Here is a 10846-nt window from a genome sequence, read left to right as displayed (position 1 = left end):
CGTTGCAGACGCCGCTGGTTTTCGTGCTCCCTCACCTTGATCTCCAGATATTCGTCGCGCTCCAGTTCGAAGAGTTGTTTACGGTAGCGATCCGTCAGGTCGTACCAATGCTCCAGGCGCAGGTGCAGGCGGTCCTGCGTGGGGGCGGGCAGGGCATGCATGAAGGCTTGGATGGCGAAATAGTAGCGCGCCGCGTTGCGCTCTACCGCGCCGCGCGCTCCGTCGATGTGAACCGGGTTGCCCAGCGCATCCTCGCCGACGACGGTGAAGCCGACCTTGCCCGCGCCGAGGGTCGTGAAATAGGCATGTTCCGCCAGGCGTAGGCGCAGGCTGCTCGCGTAGGAGTAGCTCACGCGGACAAAGGATCGCTCCTGGTCAAGGGGCAGGGCTTGCACAGCGATGCGGTGGTTTCTCGTGCCGAAGGGTCCGTCCTCGGCCAAAAGGAGGATATCGAGATAGGTTTCGCGTCGGGCGACAACCTGGAACCGGTAGCTCACCTGATTGGATTCATGAGGCGGCTGATAATGCTTGCGGCCCAGGTAGAAAACCAGCCGCGAGCCCTGGGGCGTTTCCGTCGACGTGCAGGCCTTGGTGTTGGGATGGAGAAAGACGATCTCGCACCAGTTGATCGGGTTTGCCAGAGCCTCGGCCAGCTCGGCGAAAGGTTCGCCCAGAATCCCATGGACATCCACCTGTACGAGGTTTTCTTGCACAAATGAATCAAGATACAGGGGCAGGCCGAAGATGCTGTTTTCCAGGCGCGCCTGGTTTTGCTCATGGGCCGCGCGCAGGAGGCTTTCCTCCTCGGGGGCTGCCGGCGCGGTCGCGGCCCGCGAAAAAATCACCAAGACGACCAAAAACAAGACCACGGCAATTTGCCGTGTCAGGATCATCCGTTGTTCCATTCCGGACCTGGGGTTCATGCTTCCTATTCTAGCTTTTTTGCGGCCCGGTCGCCGGGTCACCGCAGGTCTTTTTCCGTGCTAAAATACGGACAGGCAGCGTATTTGGTTGTGGATTCCCGATGCGGGGGCAGGTTTGGATCCTGTCGAAAGGGGTTCCGTCATGACCGAAATCCATGAATGCGGCCAATGTGGAGTGGTTTCCGAGATCCGTGAGCAGCTTTGTCATCCCGAGGAGCGTCACGATAAGCATGAATATTGCGGCTCGGCGCCCGAGCGCGACAATCTGTGCGAGCCCATGCGCGAGCATCTGGGTTATGTCTGCGGCAGTTGCGGCCGACCCGCCGAGCAGCCCGAGCTGGTGTGCAAACCGTTGGTGACGGGCTGAGGCTGGTATCTTGCGCTGGTGGCGCAGGCCGTGCGGAGAGGAATGGCATGCAGGATGAGATTCTTCACTTCTGGTTCGCCGGGCTGGAAGGAGAGGGTGTTCCCCCACCCGAGCGTCTGCGCTTCTGGTTCAACGGCGGCGAACAGGTCGATGGGCTGATTCGTGAGCGCTTCGCGCAGGTTGTGGAGCGGGCGGGGATGGGCGAGTTCGACGACTGGCGGCAGACGCCGCGGGGCAGCCTCGCGCTGCTGGTGTTGCTCGATCAGTTTCCGCGCAATATGTACCGCGACAGCGCGCGGGCCTATGCCTACGACCCAAAGGCGTTGGAAATCTGCACGGCGGGGCTGAACATCGGCCAGGACCAGGCGCTGAACCTGGTGGAGCGCGCCTTTTTCTATCTGCCCCTCGAACATGCCGAGGACCTGGCCATGCAGGAGCGTTCCGTCGCGCTTTTTGCGCAGCTGCTTGCCGAGGCGCCTCCCGTCCTGCGCGAGGTGTGTTCCGGTTTTTACGATTATGCCCTGCGCCACCAGGCGGTCATCGCCCGCTTTGGGCGCTTTCCTCACCGCAATCGCGCCCTGGGGCGCGTCTCCACGGCAGCGGAGGAAGAATTCCTCCGCCAGCCGGGTTCGTCCTTTTAGCCTTCACCCCGCCTCGCGTTTCCTGAAATCCCCGCTCGGAATTTTTCGGCCGACCACCTGGGGACAGTTCCAGTAGTAGGTCCAGGCATCGGTTTCGGTTCCATCCGTCAAGCGCACCCGCCCCTGGCGCCGCAGATAGACGCTCGCGGCTTCATTGTTCGGATCGTATTCCTCCAACGCATCGAGCATTTCCAGGGTTTGCGCGTAGTCCTCGGGGACGAGGATGACCAGTTCGCCCTCAACCCGCCCCGCGCCGTCCACCAGGTAGGGATAGCCGCCGTCTTCGACGAAGTACAATTCCCCGCGAACCGAAGCGGGAATTTCCGCCAAGGTTCGTCCACCGAGATAGGCGCGATAATTCTTCTCGCCGGGGCGCAGCGTGCCGTAAACGAAAATCGGCAGTTGCTCCATGCGCAAGCGGCTTCCCTAATCCCGCGCCAGGTACTCCAGGGTGATGGCCACCGTGCGGTTGAAGGCGCGGGATTCCGACGAGAGATTGTCGTAGGGCGGATCCTGGGCGCCGGCGCCGCGGTACTGGATGCGCTTGTCCGGGTCGCCGCCCGCGGCCGCCAGCAGCAGATCGTAGACCGCCTTGGCGCGGCGTTCGGAGAGCTTCTGGTTGTAGGCGTCGGAGCCGATGTTGTCGGTGTGGCCGACGATCTCCACGGCGGCCTGGGGCAGGGCGCGGATGCGCGCGGCGATCTGCTCGACGATGCCCTGATTGCGCGCGTCGATGGTGTCGCGATCGAAATCGAAGAGAATCAGGGCATATTTCTCCTGCACCCGGTAATCCAATTGCTGCGCGAGGCGCCGGCTGGTCTGCAGGAATTGCACCTTGACCGGTTCGGCGGCCACGGAGAGTTGCTGGTCGCGGCGATCGCGGGCTTCCAGGCTCACCGCGATGCTGCCCGCGGCGCCCACGTCCTGGGGACGGTCGAGTTTGAGGGGCAGCAGGTAATGGTCGTTGGGGGCGCCTTCCCCGGCGACTTCGGCGAGGGTGGTGCCGCCCGCGCTGACCTGGATGCGCCAGTCGGCGACGCCGTAAAGGCTGTCGATGAGGGGGCGCACGATGAGCGAGCTGTTGTCGATTCGGTAGTTAAGGTAGGTGCTGCGCACCAGGTCGAGAATCGCCGGATGGTCCGAGTGGATCTCCATGCGGCGATTGTCGGCGCGCCCTTCGTCGATGCGGCTGGTGCTGGGCTTTTCCGGCAGGTTGCGCGCTTCGAGGCGGATGCGCTCGGGGTCGATGTTCCAGGTGTCGCGCAGGTAGACGGCGACGGCCTCGGCGCGCTGCGCGGAGAGATCCTGGCGGCCCTTTTCCTCGCCGAAATCCATGTTGCAGCCCACCAGGGTCACCGAGGCGTCGGGGTTGGTCGCCAGGCGCTTGCCGAAGATGTTGAGCACCTGATAGTACTTCTCCAGGGTGCCGCGCAATTGCTGCTCCTCGAAGGTCACGGTGTCCAGGCGGTTGGTGAAGCGCTGGTAACGCGGGGGAATGTCGCTGGAGCCCGTATCGAAATAGATGTGGCCAAGCAGGGGCGAGGCGTCGATGGTCTTGACTTCCTCGATGGTCAGGCCGGCGGGGGACACCGCCAGGCGCCCCTCGGTGGGAAAGAGGTAGCTGATCACGTAGTTGTATTGCATCTTGGAGGCCACCGCCTGAAAGATCGGCACCAAGGCCGCCTCTTCCGTGGCTTTCCAGATTTGCCCGCCGCCGCGCGAGGCGAAACTGCTCAGGAAGGGATCGGTCGCGGCCCCGGGCATGAAGTCGATGGCGTAGGCTTCGAAGCGCTCCAGGTTCTGGATGGATTGGCTCACGTCGTCACGGGTGTAGCGGCTGTTGAGGTCTTCGCCGTCGGAGAACACCACCATGAACTTGGGCTCGTCGGCGGGCATGCGGCCGACGATGTCGAGAGCGGCGAGCATGCCTTCAAAAAGAAAGGTGTTGACGGTGAGCCGTCCCTGATAGACCTGGCGCACGAAATTGCGCAGGGCGTCGGCATCGCTGGAGCTGAAGGTCCGCACATGCAGATCGCGACCCCCGATGCGCTGGGTTTGGCCGTCGATGAACACCACCAGATGCACCTGGTCGATGGGCCGCATGATCTTGAGCAACTCGTCCATGGCCGCCAGCAGGGGCTCGACGGCGTTGCGCTGCTCCATGGAGCCCGAGTTGTCGAGCATCAGCACGATGTGGCGCGGCACGTCGAGGTTTTCCGCGAAGGATTCCACCGAGACGATGCGCGCCTTGCGGCCGAACTGGCTGACGCTGAAATCCTCCGCCGTCAAGCCGAGAATCGGCTGGTTGTCGGCATCGGCCACGCGCACCAGCACCTTGCCGTCCTCGATGATGCGGTCGAGAGCCACCTGGGCTCCTTCCCGCGGTGATTCAACCAGCAGATCCTTGGCGTCCAGGGCCAAGCCCGGCCCACAGAACATGCCAACCAGCAGCACAGCAAAAATCCAGCGGTATATCATTCCGTTCCTCCCTGGGTGGCTGGGGTAGACAACAATCAGGGGATTATAGCATCCGGCACCCTGAACACAATCCGCGAAAAAGGAGTGTTCTTGACAGCTTGAAGTTTTTTGCTAGCGTTCATTAAATAGCTCGATAGCCGGTTTGCCAGGAGGTGCCCCATGTCGAATCCGCACGCGCCCTTTTATCCCATCATTTATGTGCGTGGCTATGCCATGACCCAGAGCGAGCAGGATGAAACCACCGCCGACCCCTTCTGCGGCTTCAACCTGGGCTCAACCGTGTATCGCTCCACCCCGGAAAAAGACCGGCCGGCGAAGAAATTCATCTTCGAGTCGCCGCTGCTGCGCCTGTGCTCGGACTTCGGTTACGCCGACGTCTACAAGGACGGACTCGACATCGTGGATGCCGAATGGGAAGGCCCGATTCCGCCTCGATCCATCGTCATTTACCGCTACTACGATGAGGCCTCGAAGCTGCTGGGCACGGGCAAGACCCCGCCCATCACCGAGTTCGCCAAGGGCCTGAGTCGGCTGATTCTGCGCGTGCGCGAACTGGTCTGCGCCCACCCCGAGAGCAACCTGCTGCCGGAGGATTTTCGCTGCTACCTGGTGGCCCATTCCATGGGTGGGCTGGTGTGCCGCGCTTTTCTGCAGAACCCCGCGCTGGGGGACGAGCAGGCGCGCCGCGCGGTGGACAAGGTGTTCACCTATGCCACCCCGCACAACGGCATCGACATCCTCGGCCTCAACGTGCCGCGCTTTTTGTCGGCGGCGGACATGAACAATTTCAACCGTGCGACCATGGCCAAATATCTCGATCTGGAAGCCCTGTTCAAAAAGACCGGCCGCGCCGACTGGCTGCCCGAGGAAGCGTTTCCCTCCGAGCGCTTTTTCTGCCTGGTGGGCACCAACCGCGCCGACTATGAGGCGGCCATGGGCCTGTCGCGCGCCTTCGCCGGGCACGGCAGCGACGGGCTGGTGCGCATCGACAACGCCTCGGTCTGGGGAACCAACGCCCGCGGCCAGGTCTCGGCGCCCAGCGCCACGGCCTATGTGTATCGCGCCCATTCGGGATTTTTCGGCATCGTCAACAGCGAGGAAGCCTATCAGAACCTTACGCGCTTTCTGTTCGGCGACATCCGCGTGGATGTCTGGGTTGACGTGGACGCCGTGCACCTGCCGACGGAGATTCAGGGCAAGCCGGTCAATGCCCTCTATCTTTTTGAACTGCTCGCCTCGCCCCGCGGCAAGCGCTGGTATCTCACGCGCCGGGTGGCGGAGGAGGATTCGCCGGCCTGTCGCAATCATCAGCAGCTCATCGACCCGGCGGACAAGAACGCCCGCAAGATCTTTCTGTCGACGGTGTTTCTCGCCAACCGCGCCCGGGTCAACGCGGCGCGGCCCTCCCTGGCCTACGGCCTGACCCTGGGCGTGCGCGTGCCCGAGTACGAGGTGGAGCGCCGGTTCTGGGCCGACACCCATTACGAGGGTGGCTACCTGTTCCGCGATACGCTGGTCATGGAAATGGTGCCGCCGCGGCAGGCGGGGGGAGACTGGACGGTGCATCATGGCTGGCAGAGCAACCAGGCCGGCCGCGCCACCCAGGCCCTGGCCTACAAGACCCTGCGCAACGGCAAGATCGAGATGCGCGTTGCCTTCGGCGCTCACCAGGCGCCGGGCATCCAGGGGCATCTGCGTTTCGTCGTATCGGCCTGGAATAGCTGAGTTTCCAGCGCAGCCTTTGCATCGCTGCTTTCTCGGGGCCCCCCGGCAACGTCCGTCCGGGTGGGCCCGGCTTTTTTTGGCCGTTGAATTTTGCCCGGGGCATCTGGTATCACTAGAACCTTATGTCCGAAGCCAAGCTGACCACCGAATATTTCCGGCCCGGCATCGAGCCCGCCGATCTGCCCGCGCTCTTTCCCCTGCTGCGGGCGCGCGACGCCCTGGCCGCCTTCACCGCCCTGTTTCGCGGCGCCGACGAGGATGTGCTGATCCGCCTGCTGGTGCTGCGCGAAATCGGCCATCGCGGCGAGCAGCCCCTGTGGAGCCCGCAGGAGCTGCGCAGCCACTTCGCCTATCTCGACGACACCAAATTGCAGACCGTGCTGCACCGCCTGCGCGAGACCGACCTGCTGGTGTGGGACGGCGAAACCGCCCACTACCAGATCAGCCCCCACGGCCGCATGGCCCTCTCTGCCCTCTCGACCCTGCTCAAGTTCTCCGAGGAGGAGGGCGGCGAGATCGGCTACATCACCTCGCAGCTCGCTGCCGGGCAGGCGCTGGGCAAGGTGTCCAACGAGGATCTGCAGCACCTGCTCTCGCGTCTCGTCGAACTGGAGGAGGAATTCGGCCGCGCGGTGCTCTCCGGCTCGGAGCTGCGCATCCGCCGCGCTGAGAAAAAGCTCGGCGCCGTGATCGCCTGGGTCGAGAAGGGCACCGAGATCATGCGCCTCATCGCCGCCGATCCCGACCTCGACCAGGCCACCCACCGCGTGGCGCAGAAGATCGGCCAGGTGCAGAGCCGCATGCTGCGCATGAGTTCGGTGTTCCAGCGCACCCTCAACCAACTCGAACGGCAGAAGGTGCACCTCGGGCAAAGCGGCCTGTCGACCACCGACATCCACCGCTGGCTGCGCATGCTCGACACGGAGCAGCTTTGCGGTCTGCTCGACGAGAGCCTGGCCTTTGCCCCGCAACTCGGCTGCCTGCTCGGCGATGTGGCCTTCGATGTCGCCGAGTTCGAGCTCATCGACCGGGTGCGCGCCGCCGCCCAGGACACCAGCCTGCCGCCGGCCCGCGAGGCGCCCCCGGCCGGGGAACTGCCGAGCAGCGAGGAGGATCTCACCCGGCTGCGCGATTTTCTCGGCAACCTCCAGGCCATGGTCGCCGATGTCCCCCTGGCGGAGGCCATTCCCGCCGAGGATTTCCCCACCACCTCCTACCGCCTGTCCCTGGCCGCGCTGCTCGGCGATGCCGAATTCGGCGCCCTTGAGGGCGCGGTGGCCGATCTCGCCCGCCTGCCCCTGCGGCTGCGGCTCACCGGCGAGAGCATCGCCGTCGGCCGCCACGGGGTCGAGGCCATGAGCGACGGCCGGGTGGAAACGACTCTCCCCAAGACCTCCCAGGAGTCCATCGATGGATAAGGATGTCCGCGCCCTGGTGGCGCGCCTGCTCGCTCACCAGTCCCTGCCGCGCCAGGACCGCCAGGTGCGCAAGGCCCTCACCGACGAGGCGTTCCGCCAGGATCTCGACAGCCGCCTGCATGCCTGCGGGCTGCGGTTGCTCGACAATCCCTACGCCGGTCATGTGACCCTGGCCCTGGAACGCGACATGGAGCAAGGTGTGCTCGGCGAACAGGACACCTGGCTGTCCAATACCCTCAACCTCGATCGCAGCGCCATCGCCCTGCTGGTGGTGCTCTGGGCGCTGATCATCCTGCCCAAGCGCCAGCGTCAGATCGAGCGGCGCGACCTGGGCGAGGAGCAGGCCGATATGTTCGCCGACGAAAAACCCCTGGAAACCGGGCGCAGCGTGTCGGCGCCCATCAGTCGCAACGCCCTCATCGCTGACTTCGGCGACAAGCTCGGCAAGGCGACCAAGATCAAAATGAATCTTGGCACCCTGGCGCGCCTGGGTTTCATCATCCAGCGCCAGGAGGAAATCTTCGAGGGGCCGCTCCTCGATCTGCTGCTGGAATACAATCAGCTGGCCGGGCGGGTGCTCGACGGCGCCCTGCACGACCTGCTCGGCCGCCATCTCGCCGACGTGCTCCCGGCGCCCGTGGCGGAAGACGACGAGGAGGAGGCCGATGTTTAGATTCCACAAGGTCGAGGTGGTGCATTGGGATTTCTGGGAGCGCTTTTCCCTGCCCCTGGATGCCGACGTCATCACCATCGTCGGCCCCAACGGCTCGGGCAAGACCACCCTCCTCGACGCTCTGCGTACCCTGCTGTGCATCGACTGCTCGGCGGGGCGCGACTACAAGCGCTACGTGCGTCGCAGCGACAAGCCTCTGAGCTGGCTGCGCGCCGTGGTGGACAACGAGCGCAGCGACTCGGGCTTTCGCCCCTTTTTCCCCTTTCTTTCCGAAAAGGTCACCCTCGCCTGCCAGATCCGCCGCAAGGGCGGCGACTGGCAGCGTCAGTACCTGCTTGCCGAGGGCGACGTGCCCATCGAGAACCTTGAGGAGCACGGTACCTGGATCGGGGTGCGCGACTACCGCCAGCGCCTGGAGCAGGCCGGGCTCACACAGGCCATCCGCCACGTGCTGGCCCTGGAGCAGGGCGACACCGACAAACTCTGCGAGTACAGCGCGCGCCAGTTGCTCGAACTGGTATTCAGCGTGTTCGGCGACCAGGAGGTGCTCGACAACTACCAGCAGGCCAAGAACGAGCAGCTGGAAATCGGCCGCGAGCTGGAAAAGCTCGAGGAAGAGCTGGCGCGGCTCGGCTTGCGTCTGCGCGAGGCCGAGGCCAACGTCAATTCCTTTCGCGAATGGCAGCACCTGCAGGCCGAGCTCGAGCGGTTGTCCCTGGAATTTCTGCCGCGCGCGGAACTGGCCGACGTGCAGGACCGCATACTCGCCGCACGGGGGCCGCTGCGCCGCAAACGCGGCGAAATGCGCGCTCGCCACAAGGCCTTTGCCGCCCTGCGTGAGAGCCTGGAGGGTCTGAGCGCGGAAAGCGCCGCGGCGCGCGCCCGGGAGAGCCATCTGGAGCAGGCCGAACAGGCCGCTCGCGAGAGTTTCGAGCGTCTGCGCCTTGCTGCCCATGACGCGGAGAAAATTCTGCGCGACAAGGACGAACTCGAAGCGCGCTGCCGCGAGCAGCAGGCCGGCATCGACGCGCCGGCCCTGGCCGCCGAGCAGCGGGCCAAGCGCGAGCAGATGGCGGCCAACGATCATGAGCTCAAGACCCTGCGCAGCGGCCTACGCGATCTGCGCGCGCGGCTTGCGGCGCTCAAGGCGGGGGAAAAGCTCGAGCCCGGTTTCGTGCAGGAGTTCCGCCGCCATCTGGAAGAAGCCGGCATCGCCCATCGCCTGCTGACGGAGATCGTCGAGGTCAGCGACCCGGCCTGGCAGGGGGCGCTGGAAGGGGTGCTCGGACCCTTCGCCCATATCGTGCTGCTAGCCGACCCCCGCGACCGGCGCCGCGCCTGGGAACTGGGCGAGAAACTGCGCTACCGCAATTTCGTCGTCGCCGAGCGCGGCAGCGCCTCCGCGGCCATGCCCGGCTCGCTGCTGGATGTGGTGCGTTTTCGCGAGGCGCCGCCCGAATGGCTGGTGGAACTGCTGGGGCGCATCCGCAGCGTGGAGAGCGTCGCCGAGGGCGAGGCCCTGCCCGGCGATGTCTCCTGGGTGACGCGCGCGGGCTACCATCGCGAGCGGCGCGGCGGGCGCCACCTCGGCGTCGAGAAAGGCCGCTATCAGTTCGGCGAGGCGGCGCGCAAGAATCTCATCGGCGACACGGAACAGGAAATCGCCGCCCTGGAGAGCCGCGAGGTGCAGCTCAGCGGCGACAATGACGCCTTGAGCAAACGCATCGACGCCGTGCAGGCGCTGCTCAGCGGCGTCGATGCCGCTCTGGCCCTGGCTGCGCGCGCCGCCGAATTCGCCCGCGCCGAGCAGGAATTCCCCGCCCTGGCCGAGCAGGCCCAGGAGGCCGGCGCGCGCCTGGTCGACTGCGGCGCCAAGCTCAAACAGGCGCGCGAAGAGCGCCACCGCCTGGAAAAGCAGCTCAGCGCCCAGGAGGCATCCCTGCGTGAGAAAGAGGGCGAGTTGCGTCGCGAGCAGGGCGAGCTGCGCGCCGCGCGCCGCCAGCAGGCCGATCGGGTGGTGGAATTTCGCGGGCGACGGCGCTCCCTGCCCGCTGCCTGGCGCAGCCGCGCGGCCCTCGTCGAAGTGCGCGGCGCCTACGAGTCGGCCGATGCCGTGCGCCGCGACCTGCAGCGCCTCAAGGAGCGCCTGAATCTCGGCAGCTGGGTGACCGACGAGCAGGTGGTGGCGGTCAAGGACAAGCTCCAGGGCGACCACGCCCATCTGGAAGAGGTCATCCGCGCGCGGCGTATCCACCATCAACGCCACCTCAGCGCCACCCAAGAGGCGCGCGAGAGCTACATCAACGTGCTGCGCGCCACGGTGCGCCGCTACAGCCGCAACGTGCGCTCCCTGGGCGAGCTGGCGGGCATCGGCGTCGAGGTCGAGCCGCCCCATCTGATCAACGAGGATCTGGCCCTCGCCCAGGCCGGACTCAACGTCAAGTTCAACTTCGACCAGAAGGGCCTCATCGGCCTCAACGACGGCGAGGCCTCGGGCGGCCAGCAGGTGATGAAGTCGCTGATCCTGCTCATCGGCCTGCTCATGGACGAAAGCCGCAGCGGCGGCTTCGTCTTCATCGACGAGCCCTTCGCCCATCTCGACGTGTTCAACATCGACAAGG

Annotated in this window: 9 protein-coding genes; 6 read left to right on the top strand and 3 right to left on the bottom strand. The window is 65.3% G+C overall.

The genetic code is table 11. The annotated features are described in order from the left end of the window. The coding region (locus QAT43_RS11715) for a hypothetical protein (protein ID WP_305043261.1) at positions 1-893 on the bottom strand (893 nt) is incomplete at its 3' end. Positions 894-1065: 172 nt separating this feature from the next. Between QAT43_RS11715 and QAT43_RS11710 the strand changes: the two genes are divergently transcribed. Beyond that, a complete protein-coding gene (locus tag QAT43_RS11710; protein WP_305043260.1) occupies positions 1066-1290 on the top strand; it encodes a hypothetical protein in 225 nt (74 codons plus the stop codon). A gap of 47 nt (positions 1291-1337) precedes the next feature. After that, positions 1338-1931: a DUF924 family protein gene (locus QAT43_RS11705; protein ID WP_305043259.1), complete on the top strand. Its 594-nt coding sequence runs from the start codon at positions 1338-1340 to the stop codon at positions 1929-1931. Between the two features lie 3 nt (positions 1932-1934). On the opposite strand, the gene QAT43_RS11700 is transcribed toward QAT43_RS11705, so the two are convergent. After that, the gene (locus QAT43_RS11700) at positions 1935-2342 is read right to left on the bottom strand and encodes a gamma-glutamylcyclotransferase family protein (RefSeq protein ID WP_305043258.1); all 408 of its coding nucleotides are present in this window, start codon (positions 2340-2342) and stop codon (positions 1935-1937) included. 15 nt (positions 2343-2357) lie between these two features. After that, positions 2358-4409: an OmpA family protein gene (locus tag QAT43_RS14890; protein ID WP_442900251.1), complete on the bottom strand. Its 2052-nt coding sequence runs from the start codon at positions 4407-4409 to the stop codon at positions 2358-2360. Positions 4410-4568: 159 nt separating this feature from the next. Here QAT43_RS14890 and QAT43_RS11685 point away from each other — a divergent pair, with 159 nt between their 5' ends. From QAT43_RS11685 to QAT43_RS11670, 4 genes are all read left to right on the top strand, one after another. After that, entirely contained in the window at positions 4569-6134 is a 1566-nt protein-coding gene (locus QAT43_RS11685) for an esterase/lipase family protein (protein WP_305043257.1), read from the top strand. A gap of 122 nt (positions 6135-6256) precedes the next feature. Then, the gene (locus QAT43_RS11680) at positions 6257-7552 is read left to right on the top strand and encodes a hypothetical protein (protein ID WP_305043256.1); all 1296 of its coding nucleotides are present in this window, start codon (positions 6257-6259) and stop codon (positions 7550-7552) included. Next, positions 7545-8225, top strand: a complete 681-nt coding sequence (locus tag QAT43_RS11675) for a hypothetical protein (protein WP_305043255.1) — start codon at positions 7545-7547, stop codon at positions 8223-8225. The genes QAT43_RS11680 and QAT43_RS11675 overlap by 8 nt, the downstream gene beginning before the upstream one ends. Further along, positions 8218-10846, top strand: a 2629-nt coding sequence (locus QAT43_RS11670) for an AAA family ATPase (protein ID WP_305043254.1), incomplete at its 3' end; no start/stop codon positions are given. The genes QAT43_RS11675 and QAT43_RS11670, both read left to right, overlap by 8 nt.

Origin of the sequence: Geoalkalibacter sp. (assembly GCF_030604225.1) — a bacterium.
In the GTDB taxonomy this organism is placed as follows: domain Bacteria; phylum Desulfobacterota; class Desulfuromonadia; order Desulfuromonadales; family Geoalkalibacteraceae; genus Geoalkalibacter.
Note: the sequence above shows the minus strand (reverse complement) of the source record. Positions and strands in the feature narration are given on the sequence as shown.

What these genes read in the sequence shown, in the direction of transcription:
- QAT43_RS11700 (WP_305043258.1), bottom strand. Translation starts at nt 2,342, where the DNA reads ATGGAGCAACTGCCGATTTTCGTTTACGGCACGCTGCGCCCCGGCGAG.
- QAT43_RS14890 (WP_442900251.1), bottom strand. Translation starts at nt 4,409, where the DNA reads ATGATATACCGCTGGATTTTTGCTGTGCTGCTGGTTGGCATGTTCTGT.
- QAT43_RS11705 (WP_305043259.1), top strand. Translation starts at nt 1,338, where the DNA reads ATGCAGGATGAGATTCTTCACTTCTGGTTCGCCGGGCTGGAAGGAGAG.
- QAT43_RS11685 (WP_305043257.1), top strand. Translation starts at nt 4,569, where the DNA reads ATGTCGAATCCGCACGCGCCCTTTTATCCCATCATTTATGTGCGTGGC.
- QAT43_RS11675 (WP_305043255.1), top strand. Translation starts at nt 7,545, where the DNA reads ATGGATAAGGATGTCCGCGCCCTGGTGGCGCGCCTGCTCGCTCACCAG.
- QAT43_RS11680 (WP_305043256.1), top strand. Translation starts at nt 6,257, where the DNA reads ATGTCCGAAGCCAAGCTGACCACCGAATATTTCCGGCCCGGCATCGAG.
- QAT43_RS11710 (WP_305043260.1), top strand. Translation starts at nt 1,066, where the DNA reads ATGACCGAAATCCATGAATGCGGCCAATGTGGAGTGGTTTCCGAGATC.